This is a genomic window from Variovorax sp. GW821-FHT09B01 (assembly GCF_059418345.1).
The window spans coordinates 121,280-145,867 of record NZ_JBWKPQ010000013.1 but is presented as its reverse complement, the minus strand read 5'-3'; the positions used below and the strand labels follow the sequence as shown (position 1 = coordinate 145,867).

Genomic DNA, 24,588 nt, shown 5'->3' with positions numbered 1-24,588 from the left:
CGCGCCCGTGCACCTCGCCCTTTCGTCCGGCCCGACCCGCTCGCAGCGCGCGCTCGTCTTCGCGCTGGCGATCGCGCTGTGGCTCGCGGGCACGCTCGGGCTGATGCACCGTTCGCTGCACGCGCCGGGCCTGCCCGCGGCGGCCGCGGCCGCGCACGTGGACCACGACCACGCCGGGCACGACCATGCCGCGCACGGCCTGGCGAGCCTGTTCGGCGAGCACACCGATGCCGAGTGCCGGCTGTACGACCAGCTCTCGCACGGCTCCAGCGCACCGGGCGTGCCGCTGGTGGTGCTGCCGATGCTGTTGCCGACGGCCACCTTCGCCTACCTGCAGGGCGAGGTGCTCGCCCGCTGGGTCGCGCTGTTCGACGCGCGCGGCCCGCCTTCCTCTCGCTGAATCCCCCTTGTGTTCCGGCTCGCCGCACCCGTTCGCCACGGGTGGCGGCGGGTCGCCCATCGATTCAACGAGTGTCCATTCATGATTCCCCATTTCCGTCGCAATGCCATCGGCGTTGCCGTTCTTTCCCTGCTCTCGCTGGCAGCCGTCGCGCAGGAGCTCGCCGCGCCGGCGCCTGCCGCCGATGCTTCCGCGGGCGCGCTGCCCGCCACCGGTGCCCTGCCGGCGGTGACGGTGGAGGCGCAGTCCGAGCGCCTCAAGAAGGCGCGCATGGAGCTGTCGCCCGCGGTCGGCGCCACCGTCTACCGCATCGACCGCTCGGCCATCGACGCGCTCGGCAAGGGCGATGCCACGCCGCTGGACGACGTGCTGCTGACCCTGCCGGGCGTCGCCAAGGATTCCAAGGCCTCGGGCTCGCTGCACGTGCGCGACGACCACGGCAACGTGCAGTACCGCGTCAACGGCGTGCAGCTGCCCGAGGGCATCTCGGGCTTCGGCCAGTCGCTCGACACGCGCTACATCGACTCGGTCGATTTCCTCACCGGCGCCTTGCCCGCGCAGTACGGCCTGCGCACCGCCGGCATCGTCGACATCCAGACCAAGCAGGGCCTCGGCAAGCCCGGCGGCTCGCTCGGCTTCACCTTCGGCAGCCACAACACGCTGGAAGAGAACGCGTCGTTCTACGGCACCACGGGCAACCTGAGCTACTACCTGTCGGGCAGCTTGGTGTCCAACACCAGCGGCATCGAGAACCCCCAGCCGACGCTCAACGCGCAGAACGACCGCACGCGCCAGGGCAAGACCTTCGGCACCCTGTCGTACTACCTCGATGCCGACACGCGCCTGGGCCTGATGTTCGGCACCTACAACGGCAAGTTCCAGATCCCGACCAATCCCGGCCAGGCCCCGGCCTTCTCGCTCGCCGGCTTCAGCGACCTGGGCTCGGGCTTCAATGCGCTGCCGTCGTCCGACGTGCGCGAGCGGCAGACCGAGGCCACGCGCTTCGTCGCGCTGTCGTTCCAGAAGACCCTCGGCGCGCTCGACTTCCAGGTCTCGGCCTTCCACCAGTACTCGAACCTGCACTACCTGCCGGACCCCGTGGGCGACCTGGTCTACAACGGCGTGGCCTCGGACACCCTGCGCTCGAATTCGTCCAACGGCCTCCAGGCCGATGCCTCGTACAAGCTCGGCAGCGCGCACACGCTGCGCTTCGGCGGCGCCTACACGCGGCAGACCACGCGCAGCATCAATGCGGTGAACGTGTTCCCGGTCGACGACAGCGGCGCGCAGGCCGGCGACACGCCGCTGCTGATCAACGACGACTCCGGCAAGGTCGGCCAGCTCGCCAGCCTCTACCTGCAGGACGAGTGGCGCATCGACCCGAAGCTCACGCTCAACTACGGCCTGCGCTACGACAGCGTCGATGCCTTCACCAAGGAGCACCAGTGGAGCCCGCGGCTGAACCTTGCGTACAAGCTGTCGGACGACACGGCGCTGCACGCGGGCTACGCGCGCTACTTCACGCCACCGCCGCAGGAGCTGGCGTCGCAGCAGAGCATCAACCTCTACGCGGGCACCACCAACCAGCCCGAGATCGCGGTCTCCGATCCGGTGAAGGCCGAGCGCACCCACTACTTCGACCTGGGCGTGGACCACAAGCTGAGCCCGAACCTGTCGCTGTCGGCCGACGTCTACTACAAGAACATCACGAACCTGGTCGACGAAGGCCAGTTCGGCCAGGCGCTGATCCTGTCGCCGTTCAACTACGCCGACGGCTTCGCGCGCGGCGTGGAGCTGTCGGCGCGCTACAACGACGAGCACTGGTCGGCCTATGCGAACCTGGCCCACCAGAAGGCGATGGGCAGGAACATCGTGTCGAGCCAGTCGCTGTTCGGCGCCGACGAGCTGGGCTACATCGCCAACCACGACGTGTACCTGGACCATGACCAGACCTGGACGGCCTCGGCCGGCGCCAGCTACCGCTTCGGCGACGACCAGATCAGCGGCGACCTGATCTTCGGCAGCGGCCTGCGCCGCACGCCCGACGGCGGTGCGCCCAACAGCGCCGCGCTGCCGAACTACACGGTGGTCAACGCCGCCTACGCCCACACCTGGAAGTACGCCTCGGGCAGCGACGTGGTCGGCCGCGTCGCGATCCTGAACCTGTTCGACAAGAGCTACCTGCTGCGCGACGGCACCGGCGTCGGCGTGGGCGCGCCGCAATACGGCACGCGGCGCAGCGTCTACATGAGCATGACCACGCACTTCTGATGAAGCATTCGAGGCTGTCGCGCGCCGTCGTTCTCACGCTGCTGCTCGCGGTGTGGGCGGCGTCGACCCTCGGGCTCGTGCATGCCACGCTGCACGTGCCGGGCGACTGGACCCGGACCGTGGAGGCCCGGCGCACGGCCGCGGCCGCCGGCGCGACGCAGGGCGTGCACGAGGCGCAGGCGCATGCTTCCGCCGCGCGGCACGGCTGGCTGCATGCCCTGTTCGGCGATCGCACCGATGCCGAGTGCCGGCTGTACGACCGGCTCGCGCACGGCTCCGGCGCCCTGGGCGTGCCGCTGGTGCTGCTGCCGGTGCAACTGCCTGCTGCGCGCTTCGCCTACCTGCAGGGCGAGGCCATCGTCCGCTGGGTCGCGCCGTTCGAGGCCCGCGGGCCGCCTGTCGCTCGCTGAATGTTCCGTTTCCGATTCGCCGCCAGCCGTCGCGCACGGGTGGCCGGCGGTCGCTCATCGATTCAACGAGTTTTCATCATGACCCCCCAATTCCGTCGCAACGCCATCGGCGCTGCCGTCCTCTCGCTCGCCTCGGCCGCGGCCCTGGCCCAGACCGCACCCGCCGATCCCTCGCCGAACCCGCAACCCACCACCAGCCTGCGCGAGATCACCGTCACCGGCAACCCGCTGGGCGCCAGCGACCTGATCGCGCCCACCACCACGCTTTCGGGCGACGAACTGCTGCTGCGCTCGCAGTCCACGCTGGGCCAGACGCTGGACAACATCCCCGGCGTCAGCAGCACCTACTTCGGCCCCAATGCCAGCCGGCCGATCATCCGCGGCCAGGACGGCGACCGCATCCGCATCCTGCAGAACGGCGGCGGCGCGCCCGACGCCTCGGCGCTGAGCTACGACCACGCGGTGCCGGTCGACGCGCTGGTCACCGAGCGCGTCGAGGTGCTGCGCGGCCCGTCGGCGCTGCAGTACGGCGGCAGCGCGGTCGGCGGCGTGGTGAACCTGATCGACAACCGCATCCCGAGCGAGCCGATCGAGGGCTTCGGCGGCCGCGCCGACCTCGGCTATGCGACCGGCAACCGCGAGAAGAACGGCGCCGTGATGCTCGAGGGCGGCAACGGCCGCTTCGCGCTGCATGCCGATGCCTTCAAGCGCGACTCGAGCGACGTCTCGGCGCCGATCGACCTGAACTGCGAGAAGCCCGGCTCGCCCTGGCGCGCGCGCAAGATCTGCAACTCGGCCAACGAGGCGCACGGCGGCGCGATCGGCGGCACGCTGTTCTTCGACCGGGGCTGGATCGGTGCCTCGGCCAGCACCTACCGCAGCAACTACGGCACCGTGGCCGAGGACGACGTGACCATCGCGATGAAGTCCGACCGCTACGCGATCGAGGGCGAATGGCGCCCGGGCGGCATCATCCGCAGCGTCCACGCCAAGCTCAGCCACACCAACTACCGCCACACCGAGTTCGAGGGCGCCGAGGCCGGCACCACCTTCTCGAACATGAGCAACGACCTGCGCGTCGAGGTGCGGCACGAGAAGATCGGACCGCTGGAAGGCCTGATGGGCTTCAGCGCCGAGACCAACCGCTTCGCCGCCGACGGCGAGGAAGCCTTCGCGCCGCACAGCCGCACGCGCTCGCGCGCACTGTTCCTCTACGAGGAGATGGGCACCTCGTGGGGCAAGCTGAGCTTCGGCGCGCGCACCGAGCGCGTCACCGTGCGCTCGCTCGGCTATCCCGACGATCCCAGCATCAACCGCTTCGCGATCGGCGAGCGCACCTTCAACCCGAACAGCGCCGCCTTCGGCGCCCTGGTCAACCTCGCGCCGCAGTGGCAACTGACCTCGAACATCGCCTACACCGAGCGCGCGCCCAAGGACTACGAGCTGCTGGCCAACGGCCCGCACGTGGCCACGGCCGCATGGGAGGTCGGCAACCCGAACCTCAGCAAGGAGCAGTCGACCGGCTTCGACCTCGGCGCGCAATGGAAGTCGGGGCCGAACACGGCGCGCGTCAATGCCTACGTCACGCGCTTTCGCAACTACATCGGCCTGACCGCCTCGGGCCGCACGCTCGACGAGGAAGGCCAGGTCGTGACCGACCCCGAGGTCACCGACACGCTGGCCGAGTACCTCTACAACGGCGTGCGCGCGCGCTTCACCGGCATCGAGGCCAGCGGCAACCTGCGCCTGCTGGGCAGCGACGGCTTCGCGCGCATGGCCGATGCCGGCACGCTCGACCTCGAGTGGCGCGGCGACCTGGTGCGCGCGAAGAACACCGACACCGGCGAGCCGCTGCCGCGCATCGCGCCGGTGCGCGTGGGCGCCACGCTGGTCTACGGCAACGGCCCGTGGAGCGGCCGCGTCGGCTTCGACTACAACGCCGCGCAGCACCGCGTGCCGGGCGTCGGCGCGCGCGAGACCGATGCCTACACGCTGTGGAACGCCTCGATCGCCTACCGCATGAAGGTGCAGCGCGCCAACCTCACCTGGTATGCACGCGTCGACAACATCGGCAACAAGCTGGCCTACAGCGCGACCTCGATCCTGACGACGACGGTGTACCCGGCCGCACCGCTGCCGGGGCGGTCGCTGAAGGTGGGCGTGCGCGTGACCTTCTGACCGGACGGGGCCTCCTTCCCCCGGCGGGGGAGGGAGGCGGGCGCGAACGCTCGGCTATCCTCGACCGGTGAATTCGTTCGTCATCTCCTCCCTCCTGCCCGTCGTGCTGCTGATCGCGGCGGGCTACCTGGCCGGGAGGCGCCGCTGGATCGGCGGCCCCGCGGTCAAGGACCTCTCCAACCTGATCTTCCTGCTGCTCGCGCCGGCGCTGCTGTTCCGCGCGATGAGCGGCGTGCACGTCGAGGAACTGCGCTTCAAGCCGGTGGCCGCCTACTTCATCGCCTCGGGGCTGCTGTTCGCGGCCACGCTGGCGCTGCGCGGCTTCAATCGCACGGGCGCGGTGCTCGCGCTCGCCAACACCTACAGCAACACCGTGATGATCGGCATCGTGCTGGTCGGCCTGGCCTATGGTGAGGCCGGCATGGTGGTGCTGCTGACCTTGATCTCGCTGCATTCGCTGGTGCTGATGACCAGCGCCACCGTGGTGCTCGAGCTCGCGGTGGCGCGCGAGCACGCGGTGGTCGGCGGCGCCGAGAAGCGCTCGATGCTGCGCACCGCGCTGCGCGCGCTGCGCAACGCCATCATCCATCCGGTGCCGCTGCCGATCATCGCTGGGCTGCTGTTCGCGCAGAGCGGCTGGGTCATGCCGCAGCCGGTCGACCGCACCATCGAGCTGCTGGGCCAGGCCTTCGGCCCGGTGGCGCTGGTGATGGTGGGCATCACGCTGGCGCTCACGCCGGTGGGGCGCCACTGGCGCAGTGCCATGGTGCAGGCCGGCGTCAAGAACCTGCTGCATCCGCTGCTGGTGGCGATCATCGGCTGGGCGCTCGGCGTGCGCGGCATTCCGCTCACGGTGATGGTGGTCGCGGCCGCGCTGCCGATCGGCGCCAACGTGTTCCTGTTCTCGCAGCGCTACCGCAGCGCCGAGGACCTGGTGACCGCCAGCGTCGCGGTCTCCACGCTGCTGGCGCTGGTCACGCTCACGCTGGTGATGCTCTGGGTGCAGTGGTTGCCCTGACATCCGTCCCGGGCCACGCGAAACCGTAGCCTTTCGATCTCCTCCGCGTCCCGCGCCCCCTATGCCGTTCGGCAGGGTGGCCGTTTGGCGAGATGTGGAGCGCCGCCGGCCGCTCTACATTTCCCCGCTGATGATTTGCCAGACGCGATCCATGCCCGTTGCTGCGATGGTGCTGATCGCGACGGCGATCGCGCCATGGCTGCTGCTGGGCGCCGCCACGCCGGCGGCGGCGCAGGCCAAGCCGTGCCGCACGCCCTGTCTGGCCGTGCCCAAGCCGGAGGAGAAACCGGCGCCCGAACCGGCGAAGCCGCCGGCCGCCGTCGACCGGCCGAGCGAGAAGGCGGCCACGCGGCCGCCGCCGAAGCCGCGCGCGCCGGCCGAGGCGCCGCCGGCCCGCGTGGCGGAGCACGAGGCCGACCGGCCCGCGCCCGTGCGCCGGCCGGCGCCGACGAAGCGCTGCACCGAGATCAACATGCGCGCCGCCGTGGGCGAGCCGCTGTCGGACCAGGACATGACGTACTTGAGGAGCCAATGCTGATGATGAAGATCCCCTCCAGCCTGCGCAGCGCGCTGCGCGCGATGGCGCTCGGCGCCGCCGCCGTGCTGCTCGCGGCCTGCGCGGCACAGCGCCCGCAGCCGGGCAACGCGATGCCCTTCGAACAGGCCGTCGACCAGGCGGTGGACGACCTGATGGTGCAGACCAAGAAGCTGCCGGGCTTCCTCGCCAAGGTCGAGTCCTCGATGAAGCAGAGCCGCATCGTCATCGACCCGCTGCTCGAGAGCGCCAGCGGCCAGCAGACCGAGGTCACGCGCGTGGCCGAGCAGCGCATCGTCCAGCGCATGCAGGCGCAGTTCAAGCAGTTCACCGTGACGCCGTTCAACAGCACCGAGATCGCCACCGCGCAGTACGTGCTCAACGGCACGCTGGTGCGCGACAAGGAGGCGGGCGGCTCGCCCTACCGGCTGAACCTCGCGCTGACCGAGATCAAGAGCGGCGTGGTGATCGCGCAGTCGGTGGCGCGCATCAGCGATGCCTCGCTCGACACCCGGCCCACGGCCTTCTTCCGCGACAGCCCGGTCAACGGCAAGGACCGCGGCGTCGAGGGCTACATCCGCACCGCCGAGACCCAGCCGGGCCAGGCCGCCGACGCGCTCTACCTCGAGCGCCTGCCGACCGCGACCGTGATGCAGGAGGCCACCGCCGCCTACGAGGCCGGCCGGCTGCAGGAGGCGCTGGCGCGCTACGACGCCGCCTCGCGCCGCCCCGACGGGCAGCAGCTGCGCGTCTACAGCGGCCTGTACCTCACGCAGTCGCAGCTGGGTCGCACCGCCGACGCCGAGAAGACCTTCGGCACGCTTGCGCGGCTGGGGCTCGAAACCAACAACCTGAGCGTGAAGTTCCTGTTCAAGCCGGGCTCGACCGACTTCCTGGCCGACCCGAAGATCAGCGCCGCCTACCCGATGTGGCTGCGCCAGATCGCGCGCCAGGCGGTGCAGATCGATTCCTGCGTGGTCGTGACCGGCCACACCAGCCGCACGGGTTCGGAGGCGGTCAACGAGCGGCTGTCGCTGCAGCGCGCGGTGACCGTCAAGACCCGGCTGGTGGGCGAGGCCCCGCCGCTGGCGAAGAAGCTGCGCGAAGCCGGCGCGGGCTTCCGCGAGAACATCGTGGGCACGGGCGCCGACGATGCGAGCGACGCGCTCGATCGCCGCGTCGAATTCAAGGTGACGGCCTGCGAGGCTTGATCTGTCAGGGCGCGAGCCGTTCGCGTGTCCACTGACCGGCCTCGAGCCGGTAGCGCAGCCGGTCGTGCAGCCGGCTCTTGCGGCCCTGCCAGAACTCCCAGCGATCGGGCACCAGTCGGTAGCCGCCCCAGTGCGGCGGGCGCGGCGGCGAGAGCAGGTACTTCGCGGCGGCGACGGCGGCATTCTTCACCAGCACCTCGCGCCCGCCGATCACCTCGCTCTGCGGGCTGGCCCAGGCGCCCAGGCGCGAATCGAGCGGGCGGCTCGCGTAGTAGGCGTCGCTCTCGTCGGCGCCGGCCTTCTCGACCCGGCCCTCGATGCGCACCACGCGCTCGAGCTCGACCCAGTGGAACTGCAGCGAGGCATAGGGGTTGCCCGCGAGCTCGCGGCCCTTGCGGCTCTCGTAGTTGGTGTACCAGACCAGGCCGCGCGCGTCGTAGCCCTTGATCAGCACGATGCGGCTCGAGGGCCGCAGGTCGCTGCCGACGGTGCACAAGGTCATCGCGTTGGGCTCGGGCACCTGGGCGTCGATGGCCTCGTCGAGCCAGCGCTCGAACTGGCGCAGCGGATCGTCGGCGCTGTGCGCCTCGCCGAGCTCGGCGCGCTCGTAGCTCTTGCGCAGCGCGGCCAGCGATTCTTTGGAAGTCGGGGAAGTCATGGCGGCATTGTTGCCCAAGCGATACTCGCGCCGTGACCCCCCTCGCGAATCCCCCGACCGTGATCGTGCTGGCCTCGGGCCGCGGCGAACGCTTCGTGGCCGCCGGCGGCAGCGGCTCGAAGCTGCGCGCGCCGCTGGCCGGCAAGCCGGTGCTCGAGCGCACGCTCGACGCGGTGCGCGCGAGCGGCCTGCCCTGGCATGTGGAGGACGCGGGCCATCCGGGCATGGGCGATTCCATTGCCGCCGCGGTGCGCGCCACGGCGGGCGCGGCGGGATGGCTGATCCTGCCGGGCGACCTGCCGCTGGTGCTGCCCCAGACGATGCGCGCCGTGGCGGCGGCGCTCGCGGGCGGCGTGCAGGCGGCGCAGCCGAGCTACCAGGGCGAGCGCGGGCATCCGGTGGGCTTTGCCGCGAGTTGCCAGGCGGCGCTCGCCGCGCTCGAAGGAAACTTCGGCGCGGCGCCCGTCCTGCGGGCATTGCGTGCTATGGATTCGGTAGCTGACCTGGCGCTCGACGATGCCGGCGTCGTGACCGACATCGACACTCCCGAGGCCCTGGCGCGCGCCGAGGCGCTGTGGCGCGCGCGCGAGGCAGCCGGCGCACAGCGCGCCGGCTGAACGAAGCCCTTACTTGCCGATCACCGCGCAGGCGATGCGCGGGCCCGAGTTGCCGGCCGGCTGGGTCGTGAAGTCGTCCTTGTCGCGGTGCACCACCAGCGCACGGCCGATCACGCTGTTGGCGGCGCCCGGCGTCAGCGAGATCGCATGGTTCTCGACGCTGAAGCGTGCCTCGCCGGCGCCGTTGGCCACCAGGCTCGGCAGCTCGCCCGCATGGCTGCCCGGCGCGGCGAACTTGCCGTGCGTGCCACCGCTGGGGTTGAAGTGGCCGCCCGAGGCATTGCCGTTGTCGCCGCAGTCGCCCTTCTCGTGGATGTGGAAGCCGTGCTCGGTGTTCGGCGGCAGGCCGCGCACGATGCCGGCCACGCGCACGCCATGCTCGAGCGCGGTGAAGGTGACGGTGCCCGTGGTCGGGTTCGGCGTGATCGCGCCGGTGGGCACCAGTTCGACCGTGGTGGCCGGCTTGCCGCCCAGCGTGCCGCAGGCGGCCAGCAGCGAGGCCGCGAGCACGGCGGTGGCAGCGCCGGCGAGGCGGCGGGAGGAGTTCTTCATTGTTGGTCCTTGTCGGGAGATCCGGAGGGTCCGGAAGGTTGAGAGGATTTCTTGTCGGAAGACCCTGCGACGTATACCGGAGGCGGCACCACATCGCAATCGGTCGGGGCCGGCGATGCAGTGTGCGCCGCCGATGTGTCGGAGGGTACGGCGGGCGGGGCGGCCAGCGCCACCAGCCGCGCGAGCGCCACGTCGTGGATCGCATGGCGGCGCAGCTCCTCGAGCGTCTGCTGCGCATAGTCGAGCGAGCTGCCGTAGCGGCCCACGGCATTCGCGAAGATGTGGCGGTAGCGCTCGTCGCTGAGCTCGCCCGTGAAGTTGGGGCTGCGCCGCGACAGCGTGAAGGCCAGCGCGCTCACCGGCCCCGAGGCGGTGGTGCAGCGCAGCCACTTGGGGTCGTAGACGCCGGTGGGCATCTCGCGCAGCCAGAGCCGGCGCAGCGTGTCCAGGCCCTGCGCGGCCGGCACGCGGAACACCATGCCGCGCACGCTGCCGCCCGAGAGCAGGCCGAACACCAGGCCCGGCGTCTGCACGCTGCCGCGATTGACGCGGCTCCACATTTTCAGCGCGCGGTGCCAGCCACGCACCCAGGCCGGTCGGCGCTCGATGAAATCGAACTCGGGCCGCCAGATCAGCGAGCCGTAGCCGAACAGCCAGAGGTCCTCGTGGCCGCCCCATTCGGCGATGGTGCGCTCGAGCATCGGTTGGGGATCGCGCAGCGGCTTGGGCAGCGGATCCAGACCCGGCGGCCCGGGATTGGGCGCCCGGTCCGAGCCCGAGGTGGGGCCAGCGCCTACAGTGTCGGGAGAAGGACCCATGCCTACAATTTCCTGATCATGGTTGACCACCCCATTATTTACCGGCCGCTTTCATCCTATGGAGCACGCGTGACGAACAACACCGACGACAGCCAGCAGAATTTCGCCCTCGGGCTGATCGCGATCCTGCTGCTGCTGATCGTCGGTGGGGTGATCGGCTTCGCGGCGTGGCACAAGACGCCCGCCAAGGCCTCCGCGACGGCGCAGACCGCCATCACGGTGCCGGCCGCGGCCCCGGCCACCCAGGCCACGGTGGCCGAGGTCACCGAGACCGTCACCGTCACGATCCCCGACGGCGCCAGCATCCGCGTCGCCAACGGCGTGGTGAATTTCTATTTCGCCACCGGCAGCGCCGACCTCGCGCCCGGCGCGGCGGAAGCGCTGGCCGCGGTCATCAAGGGCGTCGAGGCCGGCCGCAAGGCGGTGGTCTCGGGCTTCCACGACACCACCGGCGATGCGGCGGTCAACGAACAGCTCGCGAAGAAGCGTGCCGAGACGGTGCGCGACGTGCTCGTCGGCCTCGGCGTGCCGGCCGACAAGATCGACCTGCTGCGCCCGCCGGTCACGGCCGGCAGCGGCAACGACGCGCAGGCGCGCCGGGTCGAGGTCAAGCTGCTCGACTGAGGCCGGGCGAGCCGCCGCGGCGCGCGGAATGCGCCGCCACGCGGGCTCGCGCGAGTCCGCGTCCGGGTGTTTTGCAAGCATCCGTATCCGGGCGTGGATTCGTATTGGCACGGTGCCCGATTTCCATCGAGGCCTGGCGTCGTCCTTGCTACGATGAACCCATCTCGAGGTCGCCCACGCGACAGTGGCGACCCCATCGGCAGAGCCACCGACAACATCCCCATGAGCAGCACACATCCCACCGTCCTCGACGTCACCGATCGCATCCGCGATCGCAGCAAGGCGCAGCGCGGCGCCTACCTCGCGTGCCTCGCCGAACTGCGCCAGCGCGACCGCGGCTCCGACCGCATGGGCTGCGCCAACGTGGCGCATGCCGTGGCCGGCATCCCGGCCAACGACAAGTTCCGCGTGGTCGCCGAGCGCGCGCCCAACATCGGCATCGTCACCGCCTACAACGACATGCTCTCGGCCCATGCGCCGTACCAGGGCTACCCCGACATCATCAAGCACGAGGCGCGCCGCCTCGGCGCCACCGCGCAGGTGGCCGGCGGCGTGCCCGCCATGTGCGACGGCGTCACGCAGGGCACGCCCGGCATGGAGCTGAGCCTGTTCAGCCGCGACCTGATCGCGATGAGCACCGCGGTCGCGCTCACGCACGACATGTTCGATGCCGCGCTGATGCTCGGCGTGTGCGACAAGATCGTGCCGGGCCTGCTGATCGGCGCGCTGCACTTCGGCCACCTGCCCACCGTGTTCGTGCCCGCGGGCCCGATGCCCTCGGGCCTGTCGAACAACGCGAAGTCGAAGGTGCGCGAGCAGGCCGCGCAGGGGCTCGTGGGCCGCCAGGGCCTGCTCGAGGCCGAGATGGCGGCCTATCACACGCTCGGCACCTGCACTTTCTACGGCACCGCCAACAGCAACCAGATGCTGCTCGAGGCCATGGGCCTGCACGTGCCCGGCACGGCCTTCGTGCAGCCCGGCGACGCGATGCGCGAGACGCTCACGCGCGAGGCCGTGCGCACGGTGCTGGGCAAGGCCGGCGAAGCCGCCTTCCAGTGCCCGCCGATCGGCGAGATGGTCGACGAGCGCTGCATCGTCAACGCCATGGCCGCGCTGCTCGCCACGGGCGGATCCACCAACCACCTGATCCACTGGGTGGCCGTGGCGCGCGCCGCGGGCATCGTGATCGACTGGGACGATTTCTCGAAGCTGTCGGACGTGGTGCCGCTGCTCACGCGTGTGTACCCGAACGGCAGCGCCGACGTGAACGAGTTCCAGGCCTCGGGCGGCCCCGGCTTCGTGATCGGCGAGCTGGTCGAGGCCGGCCTGATGCATGCCGACGTGCTGACGGTGCGTTCGGGCGGCATCCGCGAATTCGCCGACGTGCCGTCGCTCGAGGGCGAGGCCGATGCCAAGCGCCTGCGCTGGACGCCGGCCGCCGCGCTGCAGAACGACGCCGTCACGCGGCCCGTCGCCGCGCCCTTCAGCGCCACCGGCGGCCTGAAGCTGCTCGGCGGCAACCTGGGCCGCAGTGTCATCAAGGTCTCGTCGGTGCCCGACGACCGCCATGTGGTCGAGGCGCCCGCGCGGGTGTTCGATTCGCAGGCCGCGCTGCAGAAGGCCTTCACGGCCGGCGAGCTCGAGCGCGACGTGGTCTGCGTGGTGCGCTGGCAGGGCCCGCAGGCCAACGGCATGCCCGAGCTGCACAAGCTCACGCCGCCGCTGTCGGTGCTGCAGGGCAAGGGATTCCGAGTGGCGCTGGTCACCGACGGCCGCATGAGCGGCGCCTCGGGCAAGATACCAGCCGCCATCCACGTGTCGCCCGAAGCGGCCGCGGGCGGGCCGCTGGCCAAGGTGCGCGATGGCGACGTCATACGCCTGGACGCGGTCGCGGGTACGCTCGAGGTCCTGCTGCCCGCCGACGAGTGGGCCGAGCGCGAGGCCGCCACGCTGTCGGAGGCCCAGCGCATCGCCGACGGCCACGGCCTGGGGCGCGAACTGTTCGCCGGCATGCGGCGCAATGCATTGACTGCTGAAGAAGGAGCCTGCTCATGGCTGTAAACGACAAGAACGCACTGACTTCCCTCGACGTGATGCGCGACGCGCCGGTGATCCCGGTGATCGTGCTCAACGACGTGAAGCACGCCGTGCCGCTCGCGCGCGCGCTGGTCGCCGGCGGCATCCGCATGCTCGAGGTGACGCTGCGCACGCCGCAGGCGCTCGAATGCATCGAAATCATCGCCAAGGAAGTGCCCGAGGCCGTGGCCGGCGCGGGCACCATCCGCAGCGCGGCCGATGCCCAGGCCTCGGCGCTGGCCGGCGCGAAGTTCGGCGTGAGCCCGGGCTACACGCGCGCGGTCGGCAAGGCCTGCCACGACCTCGGCCTGCCGCTGTTGCCCGGCGTGGCCACCGGCAGCGAGATCATGTCGGCGCAGGAGGACGGCTACACCCAGCTCAAGTTCTTCCCCGCGCTGCAGGCCGGCGGCCTGCCGATGCTCAAGGCCTGGCAGGGCCCGTTCGGCGACGTCGTCTTCTGCCCCACGGGCGGCATCCATGCGGGCAATGCGGCCGAGTTCCTCGCGCTGTCGAACGTGGCCTGCGTGGGCGGCTCGTGGATCGTGCCGACCGACGCCATCCGCGACGGCGACTGGGCCCGCATCGAACAGCTGGCGCGCGCCGCGAGCCAGCTCGCGCGCTGAGGCCGCCATGGGCAACGCGGATTTCGACGCCAGCGACCTCAAGGTCGTGGCCTTCGACGTCTTCGGGACCGTGGTCGACTGGCACAGCGGCATCGCCGCCGAGGCCGAGCAGGCCCTGCCGGGTGTGGACGGCGCGACCTTCGCGCTGGCCTGGCGCGCCGGCTACCAGCCCGCGATGAAGCAGGTGATGGAGCGCATCGCCGCGGGCGAGGGCGGCTTCACGCTGCTCGACGAGTTGCACCTGAGCATGCTCGAGCAAGTGCTGCGCGACTTCGGCCTCAGCGACCGCCTCGATGCTGCCGCGCGGCGCGAACTCAGCCGCGCCTGGCACCGGCTGCCGGCCTGGCCCGATGCGGTGGAAGGGCTCACGCGCCTCAAGCGCAAGTTCACCATCTGCTCGCTGTCGAACGGCAACATCGGCCTGCTGACCGAGATGGCCAAGCGCGCGGGCCTGCCCTGGGACTGCGTCCTGTCGGCCGAGGTCTTCAAGGCCTACAAGCCCGACCCGCGCACCTACCTCGGCGTGGCCGGCGTGTTCGACGCCACGCCGGGCCAGGTGATGCTGGCGGCCGCGCACCACGACGACCTCGCGGCCGCGCGCGCCTGCGGCCTCAAGACCGGCTACATCGAGCGGCCCTTCGAGTTCGGCCGCGCGCAGCCGAAGGACGTGACGCCGGTGGCGGCCAACAACCTGCATGCGCGCGACATCCTCGAGCTGGCCGAGTTGCTCGGCTGCTGATCCGCGCCACACGAAAAAGCCTGGCACCGCCAGGCTTTTCTTCGTGTGCGCTGCGCGGGCTCAGTAGCCGAAGGCCGCGCCCGAACGCCGGTTGTCGGCCGCGCCGCTGTAGACCGCGCGGCCGTTCGCGTCGCGCGTCACCGCGATGCCGCTCAGGCCGCTGAGCAGGCCCGTCACGCGCAGGGTGTCGGTGTCGTAGCCGTAGCTCGCGCGCAGGCTGTCGGCCAGCGGCGCCAGCGCCGAGCCGGCCTCGAGTTCGGCCACGCCGTTCTGGCCCGTGAAGTTGGGCGCGTTGATCGCGGCCTGCAGGTCGAGGCCGTAGACCACGTGGCCCATGAAGCTCTTGACGATGTAGTCGGGGATCGGGCCGCCGCCCGCCGACCCCCAGACCAGCCGCAGCCGGCCCTCGGCATCGAAGGCGATCGCGGGTGCGATCGAGGTGCGCGGCCGCTTCGTGCCCTGGTAGCCGTTGACGTCCGAGCCCGTGCTCGGCGGCGCGCTCGAGCCGGCGGAGAAGTTCGACATCACGTCGTTGAGCATGATGCCGGCCGCTTCCATGTGCGCCCCCCAGTGCGTGTTGATCGTGGTCGTCATCGACAGCGCGTTGCCGTAGCCATCGACCACCGCCACGTTGCTGGTGGTGTTCCAGTCCTCGTCGCGCGCCGTGGGGCGAGCCTGCGCCAGCCGAGTGGCCGGCGCGGCGGCGCGTCCCTTGCCGAGCGCGGTCATGGTGTCGTAGCCCGCCGGGTCAGCCGCCACGAAGCTGCCGATGTTGCCCGCGGGTGCGGTGTCGAAGGCCTTGTCGCCGATCTGCGCCGCGCGGCGGTCGAGCTCGGCCTCGCTCAGCAGCACCGAGGCGCGCGCGTTGACGTTCGACCAGGCGGGGTCGCCGATCACGGCGCGCCGGTCGACGTTGGCGAGCCGGCTCGCCTCCGCGGCGTAGTAGACGAAGCGCGGCGTGTCGAGCGCCTTCTCGTCCTGCAGCTTCTTGCGCTCGAGGATGCCGAGCGAATAGAGCGTGACGAAGCCGCCGAACGAGGGCGCGGGCTGGGTGTAGATCGTGGTGCCGAAGCGCGTGCCCACGAGTGGCTTGCGCTCCACCGCCTGGTAGGCCGCGAAGTCGGTCGGCTGCATCAGGCTCGGGATCGAGGCGATGGTGGTCGCCACCGCCGGCCTGGCGGGCGTGCCCGCGGTCGGCAGGACCGAGCGGCAGGGCAGGCTGCCGGCGGTGGTGCGCTGCACGATCGCCTGCACCGTGGGCCGGGCCGGATCGTAGAAGGCCGCGCTGCCGCCGTCGCGCACCAGCTTCATGGTCTGGGCGAGCTCGGGGTTCTTGATGAGCGTGCCGATCGGCAGCGGCTTCTGCATCGTGGCGTCGGCCAGGTCGCAGTAGCGCTTCGCGATGTCGGGATACTTGCAGCGCGCCGCCCCGCGCACCGTGCCGGCCGAGTTGACCCAGGCGGGCACGCCGCTGCCGGCGTCCACCGGGTTGCCGTCGTCGTCGAACTCGGCGCTGTCGGCATAGAGCGTCGAGTACATGTACCTGGTCATCGGGAAACCGTTCTCGGCCAGCGCGATCGCGTCGTCCCACAGGGCGTTCCAGGCCTTGCGGCCGTAGGCGCGGTGCACCAGGTCGAGCACCGCCACCGTGCCGGGAATGCCGACCGCGCGCGCCGAGATGTTGGTGTTGCCCTGCTGCGAGGAGATGCTCGCGCCGGCCGCGAGGCCGCTCTTGCAGACGTTGTAGGGCGCGGCGCTCGACACGTCCTGCGCCACGGCCTGGTAGAGCGTGGTCGCGCCGCCGGTGGCCGCGGGCGCGGCCGAGAGGCCGTCGAAGGTGCGCACGGCCCGGGTGGCCGCGTCGTAGTAGGTAATCAGCGTGCCGCCGCCGAGGCCCGAGGCGAAGGGCTCGGCCGTGCCGAGCACCGCCTGCACCGCGATGGCCGCGTCGATCGCGCTGCCGCCGGTGGCCAGCACCTTGCAGCCGGCCTTCGAGGCTTCGTAGTGGGCCGAGGTCACCATCAGGCTGGTGCCGCTGATGCCGGCCGTCTGGCCGTGCGGCGTGCCGGCCTGCTGCACGCACAGCGCGGGATCGAAGCGCGCGCCGGGCGGGGCCGGCGGGGGAGCGGAAGGTGGCGGCGGCGCGCTGCCGATGGGAAGCGCGGCGAAGCCGCCGCTGGAACCGCCGCCGCAGGCGGAAAGCGTCGCCGCGGTCACGGCGAGCAGGACTGTTGGAATGATTCTGGAGGGGGGCATCGTGGCGCTCGAATGAAAAAGGCCGACGCGTCGGTCGGCCTTTCAATCTATTGCAAATCCCGTGCCTTGCGCAGGGGCGATTGCCCCTATGCCGTGGCCCCTGGCCGGCTCAACCCGCGATCAGCTTCTCGACCGTGCGCAGGTTGCGCGTGGTGGTGCTCGACTTGTAGCGCGTCTTCGCGAGCAGCTTCGCCACCGGCGTGTCGGTGCTCTCGCCGCGCGGCAGCTCCCAATAGAGCACGCCGTCGCCGCGCTGCAGCCGGTCGGTGTACGTCTCGAGTTCTTCGGCCTTGGCCATCACCTCGTCGAGCATCGCGGGATCGGAGCCGAACACGATGTACGGATGGCGCTCCTCGTCGACGCGCTCGAAGGGATAGCCCGCGGCCATGCGCGCCACCGTGGCCTGCGCGAGCAGCACGATCCAGGCCTCGTAGCCGAAGCGCTCGCGCAGCGCCTGCTCGATGCGCTGGCGCAGCGCGGCGATGTCGGTCTCGTCGGTGTCGAACAGCACGTTGCCGCTCGCGAGCACGGTGCGCACCGCGCCGAAGCCGAGCTCGACGAACAGCGCCTGCAGGTCGGCGCTGCGGATCGTGATGCCGTTGACATTGACGCCGCGCAGCAGCGCGACATGGCGCACGGCCTTGCTGCCGGCCTTGGCAGCGGCCTTTTTCGAGGCCGGTTTCTTCTTCGCGGCGCCGGTGGCCATCGTCGATCAGCGCAATCCGCCGCCGGCCGCCTGCTCGGCGCGCTGGATCAGCTCGATCTTGTAGCCGTCGGGATCCGTCACGAACGCGATCACCGTGGTGCCGCCCTTCACGGGGCCGGCTTCGCGCGTGACGTTGCCGCCCGCGGCCTTGATCTTCTCGCAGGCCGCGTAGGCATCGGGCACGCCGAGCGCGATGTGGCCGTAGGCGGTGCCGAGCTCGTAGCTCTCGGTGCCCCAGTTGTAGGTCAGCTCGATCTCGGCCTGGCCGGGGTTGCCCTCGTCGTAGCCGACGAAGGCCAGGCTGTACTTGTACTCGGGGTTCTCGGAGGTGCGCAGCAGGTTCATGCCGAGCACCTTCGTGTAGAAGTCGATCGAGCGCTGCAGGTTGCCGACGCGCAGCATGGTGTGGAGGAGTCTCATCGCGTGGAGTCCGTGGGTGTTGTCGTGGGAGCCCGCTATTGTCGGTCTCCCGCCGCGCCGATCAAGCCGCTCGGACTTCTTCGGCGCGCGTGAGCAGCAGCGACTCGTGCTTGCGCAGGAAGTCCATCAGGTGCTCGGGGTACTCGGGCACCACCGCCGCGCGCACGCTGGGCCGCGCGGCCAGCGCCTTGCGCCACGCTTCGACGCGCGGCAGGGCGTCGAAGAGCTTCGAGTCGACGAGGCGGTCGAACACCTCGAAGTAGCGGAACACCGGCGCGAACACCGCGTCGACCAGACTGAAGCGCTCGCCCGCGAAGAAGGGGCCGGCGCCGAGCGCCGCCTCGACGCGCGCGAACTTGTCGGCCAGGGCCTGGCGCTTCTGCGCGAACACCTCGGCGTCCTTGGTGGTCTCGTAGCCCCAGAGGTCGGCCAGGATCGCCGAGCCGAACTCCATCCAGGCGCGGTGCTCGGCGCGCGCGAGCGGGTCCTCGGGATGCAGCCGCGCGCCGGGCTGGGTCTCCTCGATGTATTCGCAGATCACGTTGCTCTCGAACAGCACGGTCTCGCCGCCGTCGGGCCGTTGCACGCGCAGCAGCGGCACCTTGCCCAGCGGCGAGATCGCGAGGAACCAGTCGGGCTTGGCCGAGAGGTCGATCACGACGCGCTCGAAGGGCACGCCCTTTTCGTGCAGCGCGATCGCGGCGCGTTGCACGTAGGGGCACAGCAGGTGGCTGACGAGGGTGAGAGGCTGGGACATGGGCGGGCGCTCCGGATGAATCGGTTGGGGCCGGATTCTTCCGGGGGCGAACAACCTTTTCCCGAAAAGCCCATTCGGCAAAAGAGCGTCTTGTGCTAGGCCTCAGCGGACCGAGGTCTCGATCCAGCGCGTGATGCGCCCCCCGTGCATCACGCCGATGCGGTCGGCCATGGCCTGCGCCTCGGCCTCGTTGTGGGTCACGAGGATCGCGGTCTGGCCGGCCTGGCGCAGGATCGCGCGCACCTCCACCGTGAGCCGTTCGCGCGTGGCGCCGTCGAGGTTGGAGAAGGGCTCGTCGAGCAGCAGCAGCGCCGGCGCGGGCGCCAGCGCGCGGGCCAGCGCGATGCGCTGCTGCTGGCCGCCCGAGAGCTCGTGCGGATAGCGCTCGCCGGCCTCGGCCAGTCCGACCAGCGCGAGCATCTCGGCCACGCGCGCCTGCTGTTGCGCGCGCGGCAGCCGGCGCAGCCCGAAGGCGATGTTGCGCGCCGCGTCGAGGTGCGGGAACAGCGCGTACTCCTGGAACATCATGCCCACGCGCCGCGCCTCGGGCGGCAGATGCTGCTGCAGCGAGGACAGCGTGCGCTCGCCGAGCCGGATCTCGCCCGCGCGCAGCGGCTCGAAGCCCGCGATGGCGCGCAGCACCGTGGTCTTGCCGCAGCCCGAGGGGCCGAACAGGCAGGCGATCTCGCCGGCCGCGAGTGCGAGCGAGAAGCCGTCGACCACGACGTGCGGGCCGCGCGGCGTGTCGTAGGCGAGGCGGAGGGCGTCGATGTGCAGGTTGGCGCTCATGGCGTGGCGGAGGATACGGGCAGGGGATCGGCCGCGTGCGCGGCCGCGAGCTGGCTGCGCGCCAGCAGCATCACGGGCAGCAGCCCGGCCGCCACGATCAGCAGCGCCGCGATCGCGCCTTCCTCGTAGGTGCCGCGCGCGGCCTCGGCATAGAGCCAGGTCGCGAGGGTGTCGAAGTTGGCGGGCCGCAGCAGCAGCGTGGCGGGCAGTTCCTTCATCGCGTCGACGAAGACCAGCAGCGCGCCGGCGGCGATCGAGGGCTGCAGCAGCGGCAGGTGCACGCGCCGCAGCGCGCCGAGGGCGGTCTCGCCGAGCAGGCGCGCGGCCTGCTCGATGGCCGGCGGAATGCGCGCGAGCCCGGCCTCGATGCTGCCGACCGGCATCGCGAGGAAGCGGATGGTGCAGGCCGCCACCAGCACCACGCCCGCGCCCATCAGCGGCAGGCCCTGCCAGCCGAACGTGGTGGCGAGCGCGGCATCGAAGGCCAGCGCCGGCGTGAGCAGGCCGATGGCCAGCACCGTGCCCGGCACCGCATAGCCCAGCGTGGCCACGCGAGCGGGCCAGCGGCCGCGCCGCGCGCTGCCGCCCTGGCCACCCGGGTTGCGCGCGGCCCAGGCCACCAGCAGCCCGGCCGCCACCGCGGCCACGGTGACGCCGGCCGCCAGCGCGATGGTGTTGGCCAGGCTCGCGAGCAGCCCGTGCGAGATGCCGCCGCCCTGGCGCAGCCGCTTGGCGCTTTCCCAGACCAGGTAGAGCGCCGGCGCGACGAAGCCGATCAGCACCGGCAGCGAGGCCGCCGCGGTGGCGGCCCAGGCCATGGCGCCGCGCAGCGGCCGCGGCTGCAGCGCGCGCATGCGCTGCGCCGAGCCGTAGCGCTGGTGGCGCCGGCCGTTGCGTTCGAGCCAGACCAGCGCGATCACCATGGCGAGCATGGCGCAGGCGATCTGCGCCGCGCCCGCGAGGTCGGAGCGCGTGATCCAGGTCGTGTAGACGGCCACGGTGAGCGTCTGCACGCCGAGGAATTCGGAAGCCCCGATGTCGTTGAGCGTCTCGAGCAGCGCCAGGCTCAGGCCCACGGCCAGTGCCGGGCGCGCCAGCGGCAGCGCGACGCGGAAGAAAGCGCCGCGCCGGTTCTCGCCGAGCATGCGCGCGGCTTCCATCAGGTGCGCGGGCTGGCTCATGAACATCGCGCGCGCCGTCATGTAGACGTAGGGATAGAGCACGAAGCCGAGCACGAAGACCGCGCCGCCCATCGAGCGCAGGTCGGGCAGGCGGAACTGGCGCGGGCTGTCGTAGCCGAGCAGCCAGCGGATCGCGCCCTGCACCGGGCCGATGGGATGCAGCAGGTCGAGGTAGGCGAAGGCGACGATGTAGGTCGGCATGGCCAGCGGCAGCAGCAGCGCCCAGTGCAGCACGCGCCGGCCCGGGAAGTCGCAGGCCGTGACCAGCCAGGCGCAGCCGGTGCCCACGATCAGCACCAGCAGGCCGACGCCGCCCAGCAGCATGGCCGTGTTGAGCGTGGCCTGCGGCAGCACGTGCGCGAACAGCGATTGCCAGTGCGCGAAACCCTGGGCGCCGGGCCCGAGCGCGAGCCACAGCAGGGCGAGCACCGGCGCGAGCACGCCGGCCGCCACGAGCAACGCGGCCCCGCGCCACAGCGGGCCCACCGCCTGCAGCGTGCGGGGGCCGCGCGAGGCCCTCAGCATGATCTGCGATCGGAGAGAACCGGTCGATCCACGAGAACCGTTCGGGCTGAGCTTGTCGAAGCCTCGTGCGGCGCTTCGACAGGCTCAGCGTGAACGGTTTCTACTTCTCGAGCGCTCCCCGATCTCACTGGTCGAAGCCGACCTTGTCGACCAGCGCGCTGGCCTGCTTGCGGTACTTCGCGATCTCGGTCAGCGGCAGCGGATCGACCTTCAGCTCGCCGATGGTCTGGCCGATGATCGGGTCGAGCGCGACGCCCTTGCGCACCGGGTATTCGTAGTTGGCGTCGGCATACAGCGACTGGGCCGGCTCGGACACCAGGAACTCGAGCAGCTTGACCGCGTTGGCGCGCTGCGGCGCGTTCTTCGCCACCGCCGCGCCGCTGATGTTGACGTGGGTGCCGCCGCTCTTGGCGAAGGTCGGGCGCACCACCTTGATGGCATCGCCCCACTTGCGCGCGTCGGTGCCTTCCTTGGCGCTCTTCATCTGGCCCACGTAGTAGGAGTTGGCCAGGCCCACGTCGCAGATGCCGCCGAGGATGTCGCGCGCCACGTCGCGGTCGCCGCCGGTGGCCTTGCGCGCCAGGTTGGCCTTCACGCCGCGCAGCCACTGCTCGGCCTTGGCTTCGCCGTCGTGCGCGATCAGCGAGGCCACCAGCGCGGTGTTGTAGGGATGCTGGCCGGCGCGGATGCAGACCTTGCCCTTCCACTTGGGATTGGCGAGGTCCTCGTAGCGGAAGTTCGTGAGCGGCTGCGCCTTGTCGGCGTAGAGCACGCGCGCGCGCATCGAGAGCGCGAACCACTGGCCGTCGGCGCCGCGCAGGTTGGCGGGGATCGCCGATTCGAGCGCGGCCGACTTCACGGGTTGCGTGACGCCGCCGTCGACCAGGTCGACCAGGTTGCCGATGTCCACCGTCATCAGCACGTCGGCCGGCGAGCGCGCGCCCTCGGCCTTCACGCGTTCGAGCAGGCCGTCCTTCACGAACACCGTGTTGACCTTGATGTTGCTCTGCGCGCTGAAGGCCGCGATCAGCGGCTGGATCAGCGCCGGCTCGCGCGTGGTGTAGAGCGTGAGCTCTTCCGCCGCATGCGCGGGCAGGGCGGCGAGGGCGAGCCAGGCGCCGGTGGCGCCGATCAGGGCGTGTGCTGCGCGCGCGCCGATGCGTTGGGTCATGACGGGATCCTCCAGGTCGGTGATGTGTTCTCGGGGCAATGCGGCGGCCGGCCTGCGGCGCCGATGCGAACGATTATCAACAGGGAGAAGAGGCGCGCGTCGTTTGGACTTACAAGCCGCAGGCCTACTCGCCCGGGCCGCCGCGACCCTTCGACGCCTGCAGGACCTCGAGCACGAAGCGCGTCGGGCCGCCGACGTCGCGGTCGCCGACCGCGAGGCCCAGCTGCCGCCACAGCGCCGGGCTCAGCGGCCGGATCGCGATGCGCGGATCGGGCGTGCGCCCGTCCGCTTCCTCGGGCAGCAGGGCCGCGCCATAGCCCGCGGCCACCAGCGTGCGGATCGCGTCGTTGTAGTTGAGCTCGATGCGCGGCCGGCAATGCACGCCGGCCGCCGAGAACCACTCGGCCGTCTGCCGGTAGAGCCGCGTGGAGGCGTCGTTCATGATCAGCGGCCGCTCGGCCAGCCATTGCGGCGTGAGGCGCTTCGGCGCCTTCCAGGCCGCCGGCAGGAAGGCGAGCACGGCCTCGCGCCGTAGCGGCGTGACGTGCACGCCGCGCACCGGCGGCTGCGGCAACGCGACCACCGCGAGATCGAGGCTGCCCGCGGCGAGCCGCGCCATGCTGTCGTTGGAGGTCAGCACCTGCACGTTGACCTCGATGCCCGGATGGTCGCGCGCCAGCCGTTCGAGCGCGGGCGGCAGCAGGTGCGCGATCGCGCCCGTCGAGGCGCCCACGCGCACGCGGCCGGTCTGCCCCGCGAGCTGGCGCCGCACGTCCTCCACCGCATCGTCGGCATCGGCCAGCAGCCGGCGGGCGCGCGCGATGAAGCGCTCGCCCAGGGCCGTCGGCTGCGCGGGCCCGCGCCCGCGAACCAGCAACTGGCCGCCGAGGCGCGACTCCAGTTCCGCGATCTGCACGGTGACGGTGGGGGCCGCCAGGTGCAGCGCGCGCGCCGCATTGGCCAGCGACCCGAGGTCGGCGATGGCGACCAGGGTGCGCAGATGGTCGAGGCTCAGTTCCCGCATCGCGCTAATTTATCTTTTTTGAATCTGGGGTTCCATATATTTAGCTGGAGCCATCGCGGCCTCGTCCCTACGATCTCGCTCCATGGACCTCAACCTCTTCATCGACGGCGATCAGGGCACCACCGGCCTCGATCTGCAGAACCGGCTGCGCGGCGGGGAATTCCGCATCCGCACCCTGCCCACCCATCTGCGCAAGGACCCGGCCGCGCGCCGCGCCGCGCTCAACGAGGCCGACATCGCGATCCTGTGCCTGCCCGATGCCGCGGCGCGCGATGCGGTGGCGATGATCGAGAACCCGGCGGTGCGCGTCATCGATGCGAGCTCGGCGCATCGCACCAGCCCCGGCTGGGTCTACGGCTTGCCGGAGCTGGCTGCCGGGCAGGGCGAACGCATCGCCTCGGCATCGCGGGTCACGAATCCCGGCTGCTATCCCACGGCCGCGATCGCGCTGCTGCGGCCGTTGACGGACGCGGGTCTGCTGCCCGCCGACTATCCGCTGGTCATCCATGCCGTCTCGGGCTATTCGGGCCAGGGCAGGGCGGGCGCCGAAGCGCACGAGGCCGGCGCTGGCGCGCATTCATTGACGGTCTATGGGCTCGCGCTCGAACACAAGCATGTGCCGGAGATCGAGGCCTACGCCGGCCTGTCGCAGCGGCCCCTCTTCGTGCCGGCCTACGGGAGCTATCGGCAGGGGATCGTGCTGACGATCGGGTTGCATGCGCGGCTGCTTCCCGCCGACGTGTCGGGTGCGCGCATCCATGACTGCCTGGCGGAGCGCTATCTGGATGCGGCGCATGTGCGGGTGCTGCCGATGTCTGCCGATGCGCCTTCGACCGAGCTGGATCCGCAGATCCACAACGGCACGAACGACATGAGCCTGGCGGTGGCTTTCAACGAGCGCACAGGGCAGGTCGTGTTGAGCGCGGTGCTCGACAACCTGGGCAAGGGGGCCGCGGGGGCGGCGGTGCAGAACCTGCGGTTGATGGCGGGGGCGCTGGCGCCCGCGCTGTAGGGCAGGTGAGCGCCCGG

At 71.2% G+C, this 24,588-nt stretch carries 24 protein-coding genes; 13 read left to right on the top strand and 11 right to left on the bottom strand.

The genetic code is table 11. From position 1 onward, the window contains the following. Positions 1 to 7 precede the first annotated feature (7 nt). The 7 genes from AC07RV_RS29465 to AC07RV_RS29435 all read left to right on the top strand — a co-directional run bounded on the left by AC07RV_RS29465 (position 8) and on the right by AC07RV_RS29435 (position 8,023). Positions 8 to 400: a hypothetical protein gene (locus AC07RV_RS29465; protein ID WP_296781304.1), complete on the top strand. Its 393-nt coding sequence runs from the start codon at positions 8 to 10 to the stop codon at positions 398 to 400. Between the two features lie 81 nt (positions 401 to 481). Beyond that, the gene (locus tag AC07RV_RS29460) at positions 482 to 2,671 is read left to right on the top strand and encodes a TonB-dependent receptor (protein WP_296781305.1); all 2,190 of its coding nucleotides are present in this window, start codon (positions 482 to 484) and stop codon (positions 2,669 to 2,671) included. After that, positions 2,671 to 3,081 (top strand): hypothetical protein, encoded by a 411-nt coding sequence (locus AC07RV_RS29455; RefSeq protein ID WP_296781306.1) that lies wholly within the window; start codon positions 2,671 to 2,673, stop codon positions 3,079 to 3,081. Before AC07RV_RS29460 ends, AC07RV_RS29455 begins: the two co-directional genes overlap by 1 nt. A gap of 78 nt (positions 3,082 to 3,159) precedes the next feature. Further along, positions 3,160 to 5,259, top strand: a complete 2,100-nt coding sequence (locus AC07RV_RS29450) for a TonB-dependent receptor (protein WP_296781307.1) — start codon at positions 3,160 to 3,162, stop codon at positions 5,257 to 5,259. Between the two features lie 67 nt (positions 5,260 to 5,326). Then, complete coding sequence (locus AC07RV_RS29445; RefSeq protein ID WP_296781308.1) at positions 5,327 to 6,277, top strand: AEC family transporter; 951 nt, start codon at positions 5,327 to 5,329, stop codon at positions 6,275 to 6,277. A 151-nt stretch (positions 6,278 to 6,428) separates the two neighbouring features. Continuing rightward, positions 6,429 to 6,815 (top strand): hypothetical protein, encoded by a 387-nt coding sequence (locus AC07RV_RS29440; protein WP_296781309.1) that lies wholly within the window; start codon positions 6,429 to 6,431, stop codon positions 6,813 to 6,815. Continuing rightward, positions 6,815 to 8,023 carry an OmpA family protein gene (locus tag AC07RV_RS29435; RefSeq protein ID WP_296781310.1) on the top strand — a complete coding sequence of 403 codons (1,209 nt, stop codon included), beginning with the start codon at positions 6,815 to 6,817 and terminating at the stop codon, positions 8,021 to 8,023. Before AC07RV_RS29440 ends, AC07RV_RS29435 begins: the two co-directional genes overlap by 1 nt. A gap of 4 nt (positions 8,024 to 8,027) precedes the next feature. Here AC07RV_RS29435 and pdxH read toward each other — a convergent pair whose 3' ends face one another. Next, entirely contained in the window at positions 8,028 to 8,681 is a 654-nt protein-coding gene (pdxH, locus tag AC07RV_RS29430; RefSeq protein ID WP_203202142.1) for a pyridoxamine 5'-phosphate oxidase, read from the bottom strand. Between the two features lie 32 nt (positions 8,682 to 8,713). Here pdxH and AC07RV_RS29425 point away from each other — a divergent pair, with 32 nt between their 5' ends. After that, on the top strand, positions 8,714 to 9,298 hold the full coding sequence (locus tag AC07RV_RS29425; RefSeq protein WP_296781311.1) for a nucleotidyltransferase family protein: 585 nt from the start codon (positions 8,714 to 8,716) through the stop codon (positions 9,296 to 9,298). 9 nt (positions 9,299 to 9,307) lie between these two features. Here AC07RV_RS29425 and AC07RV_RS29420 read toward each other — a convergent pair whose 3' ends face one another. Next, a complete protein-coding gene (locus AC07RV_RS29420) occupies positions 9,308 to 9,850 on the bottom strand; it encodes a superoxide dismutase family protein (protein WP_057597176.1) in 543 nt (180 codons plus the stop codon). Further along, a complete protein-coding gene (locus tag AC07RV_RS29415) occupies positions 9,847 to 10,668 on the bottom strand; it encodes a gamma-glutamylcyclotransferase (RefSeq protein ID WP_296781312.1) in 822 nt (273 codons plus the stop codon). Before AC07RV_RS29415 ends, AC07RV_RS29420 begins: the two co-directional genes overlap by 4 nt. 69 nt (positions 10,669 to 10,737) lie before the next feature. On the opposite strand from AC07RV_RS29415, the gene AC07RV_RS29410 reads away from it, so the two are divergent. The 4 genes from AC07RV_RS29410 to AC07RV_RS29395 all read left to right on the top strand — a co-directional run bounded on the left by AC07RV_RS29410 (position 10,738) and on the right by AC07RV_RS29395 (position 14,730). Continuing rightward, the gene (locus AC07RV_RS29410; RefSeq protein WP_281080781.1) at positions 10,738 to 11,292 is read left to right on the top strand and encodes an OmpA family protein; all 555 of its coding nucleotides are present in this window, start codon (positions 10,738 to 10,740) and stop codon (positions 11,290 to 11,292) included. A 222-nt stretch (positions 11,293 to 11,514) separates the two neighbouring features. After that, the gene (edd, locus tag AC07RV_RS29405; protein WP_296781313.1) at positions 11,515 to 13,353 is read left to right on the top strand and encodes a phosphogluconate dehydratase; all 1,839 of its coding nucleotides are present in this window, start codon (positions 11,515 to 11,517) and stop codon (positions 13,351 to 13,353) included. Next, positions 13,344 to 13,991 carry a bifunctional 4-hydroxy-2-oxoglutarate aldolase/2-dehydro-3-deoxy-phosphogluconate aldolase gene (gene eda / locus AC07RV_RS29400; RefSeq protein WP_093340093.1) on the top strand — a complete coding sequence of 216 codons (648 nt, stop codon included), beginning with the start codon at positions 13,344 to 13,346 and terminating at the stop codon, positions 13,989 to 13,991. Before edd ends, eda begins: the two co-directional genes overlap by 10 nt. Before the next feature lie 7 nt (positions 13,992 to 13,998). After that, entirely contained in the window at positions 13,999 to 14,730 is a 732-nt protein-coding gene (locus tag AC07RV_RS29395; RefSeq protein WP_208512993.1) for a haloacid dehalogenase type II, read from the top strand. Positions 14,731 to 14,790: 60 nt separating this feature from the next. Here the strand turns inward: AC07RV_RS29395 and AC07RV_RS29390 are convergent, their stop codons facing one another. From AC07RV_RS29390 to AC07RV_RS29355, 8 genes are all read right to left on the bottom strand, one after another. Beyond that, on the bottom strand, positions 14,791 to 16,986 hold the full coding sequence (locus tag AC07RV_RS29390; RefSeq protein WP_296781314.1) for a gamma-glutamyltransferase family protein: 2,196 nt from the start codon (positions 16,984 to 16,986) through the stop codon (positions 14,791 to 14,793). Between the two features lie 109 nt (positions 16,987 to 17,095). After that, on the bottom strand, positions 17,096 to 17,692 hold the full coding sequence (locus tag AC07RV_RS29385; RefSeq protein ID WP_296781315.1) for a DUF1697 domain-containing protein: 597 nt from the start codon (positions 17,690 to 17,692) through the stop codon (positions 17,096 to 17,098). Positions 17,693 to 17,698: 6 nt separating this feature from the next. Next, a complete protein-coding gene (gene gloA / locus AC07RV_RS29380; protein ID WP_093340085.1) occupies positions 17,699 to 18,112 on the bottom strand; it encodes a lactoylglutathione lyase in 414 nt (137 codons plus the stop codon). A 61-nt stretch (positions 18,113 to 18,173) separates the two neighbouring features. Further along, positions 18,174 to 18,869 carry a glutathione S-transferase family protein gene (locus AC07RV_RS29375; protein ID WP_296781316.1) on the bottom strand — a complete coding sequence of 232 codons (696 nt, stop codon included), beginning with the start codon at positions 18,867 to 18,869 and terminating at the stop codon, positions 18,174 to 18,176. Between the two features lie 102 nt (positions 18,870 to 18,971). After that, the gene (locus AC07RV_RS29370) at positions 18,972 to 19,658 is read right to left on the bottom strand and encodes an ABC transporter ATP-binding protein (protein ID WP_296781317.1); all 687 of its coding nucleotides are present in this window, start codon (positions 19,656 to 19,658) and stop codon (positions 18,972 to 18,974) included. After that, a complete protein-coding gene (locus AC07RV_RS29365; RefSeq protein WP_296781318.1) occupies positions 19,655 to 21,364 on the bottom strand; it encodes an ABC transporter permease in 1,710 nt (569 codons plus the stop codon). The genes AC07RV_RS29370 and AC07RV_RS29365 overlap by 4 nt, the downstream gene beginning before the upstream one ends. Before the next feature lie 124 nt (positions 21,365 to 21,488). After that, the gene (locus AC07RV_RS29360) at positions 21,489 to 22,535 is read right to left on the bottom strand and encodes a Fe(3+) ABC transporter substrate-binding protein (protein ID WP_057595618.1); all 1,047 of its coding nucleotides are present in this window, start codon (positions 22,533 to 22,535) and stop codon (positions 21,489 to 21,491) included. 124 nt (positions 22,536 to 22,659) lie between these two features. Beyond that, positions 22,660 to 23,559, bottom strand: a complete 900-nt coding sequence (locus AC07RV_RS29355; RefSeq protein WP_296781319.1) for a LysR family transcriptional regulator — start codon at positions 23,557 to 23,559, stop codon at positions 22,660 to 22,662. A gap of 82 nt (positions 23,560 to 23,641) precedes the next feature. On the opposite strand from AC07RV_RS29355, the gene argC reads away from it, so the two are divergent. Next, a complete protein-coding gene (argC, locus tag AC07RV_RS29350) occupies positions 23,642 to 24,571 on the top strand; it encodes an N-acetyl-gamma-glutamyl-phosphate reductase (protein WP_296781320.1) in 930 nt (309 codons plus the stop codon). Positions 24,572 to 24,588: the final 17 nt, after the last annotated feature.

Excerpts from the sequence above, each read along its gene's own strand:
- AC07RV_RS29435 (WP_296781310.1), top strand. The coding sequence starts at position 6,815 with ATGATGAAGATCCCCTCCAGCCTGCGCAGCGCGCTGCGCGCGATGGCG.
- AC07RV_RS29455 (WP_296781306.1), top strand. The coding sequence starts at position 2,671 with ATGAAGCATTCGAGGCTGTCGCGCGCCGTCGTTCTCACGCTGCTGCTC.
- AC07RV_RS29390 (WP_296781314.1), bottom strand. The coding sequence starts at position 16,986 with ATGCCCCCCTCCAGAATCATTCCAACAGTCCTGCTCGCCGTGACCGCG.
- gloA (WP_093340085.1), bottom strand. The coding sequence starts at position 18,112 with ATGAGACTCCTCCACACCATGCTGCGCGTCGGCAACCTGCAGCGCTCG.
- edd (WP_296781313.1), top strand. The coding sequence starts at position 11,515 with ATGAGCAGCACACATCCCACCGTCCTCGACGTCACCGATCGCATCCGC.
- eda (WP_093340093.1), top strand. The coding sequence starts at position 13,344 with ATGGCTGTAAACGACAAGAACGCACTGACTTCCCTCGACGTGATGCGC.
- AC07RV_RS29450 (WP_296781307.1), top strand. The coding sequence starts at position 3,160 with ATGACCCCCCAATTCCGTCGCAACGCCATCGGCGCTGCCGTCCTCTCG.
- AC07RV_RS29355 (WP_296781319.1), bottom strand. The coding sequence starts at position 23,559 with ATGCGGGAACTGAGCCTCGACCATCTGCGCACCCTGGTCGCCATCGCC.
- AC07RV_RS29385 (WP_296781315.1), bottom strand. The coding sequence starts at position 17,692 with ATGGCCACCGGCGCCGCGAAGAAGAAACCGGCCTCGAAAAAGGCCGCT.
- pdxH (WP_203202142.1), bottom strand. The coding sequence starts at position 8,681 with ATGACTTCCCCGACTTCCAAAGAATCGCTGGCCGCGCTGCGCAAGAGC.
- AC07RV_RS29420 (WP_057597176.1), bottom strand. The coding sequence starts at position 9,850 with ATGAAGAACTCCTCCCGCCGCCTCGCCGGCGCTGCCACCGCCGTGCTC.
- AC07RV_RS29440 (WP_296781309.1), top strand. The coding sequence starts at position 6,429 with ATGCCCGTTGCTGCGATGGTGCTGATCGCGACGGCGATCGCGCCATGG.
- AC07RV_RS29375 (WP_296781316.1), bottom strand. The coding sequence starts at position 18,869 with ATGTCCCAGCCTCTCACCCTCGTCAGCCACCTGCTGTGCCCCTACGTG.
- argC (WP_296781320.1), top strand. The coding sequence starts at position 23,642 with ATGGACCTCAACCTCTTCATCGACGGCGATCAGGGCACCACCGGCCTC.
- AC07RV_RS29395 (WP_208512993.1), top strand. The coding sequence starts at position 13,999 with ATGGGCAACGCGGATTTCGACGCCAGCGACCTCAAGGTCGTGGCCTTC.
- AC07RV_RS29460 (WP_296781305.1), top strand. The coding sequence starts at position 482 with ATGATTCCCCATTTCCGTCGCAATGCCATCGGCGTTGCCGTTCTTTCC.
- AC07RV_RS29370 (WP_296781317.1), bottom strand. The coding sequence starts at position 19,658 with ATGAGCGCCAACCTGCACATCGACGCCCTCCGCCTCGCCTACGACACG.
- AC07RV_RS29365 (WP_296781318.1), bottom strand. The coding sequence starts at position 21,364 with ATGCTGAGGGCCTCGCGCGGCCCCCGCACGCTGCAGGCGGTGGGCCCG.
- AC07RV_RS29360 (WP_057595618.1), bottom strand. The coding sequence starts at position 22,535 with ATGACCCAACGCATCGGCGCGCGCGCAGCACACGCCCTGATCGGCGCC.
- AC07RV_RS29415 (WP_296781312.1), bottom strand. The coding sequence starts at position 10,668 with ATGGGTCCTTCTCCCGACACTGTAGGCGCTGGCCCCACCTCGGGCTCG.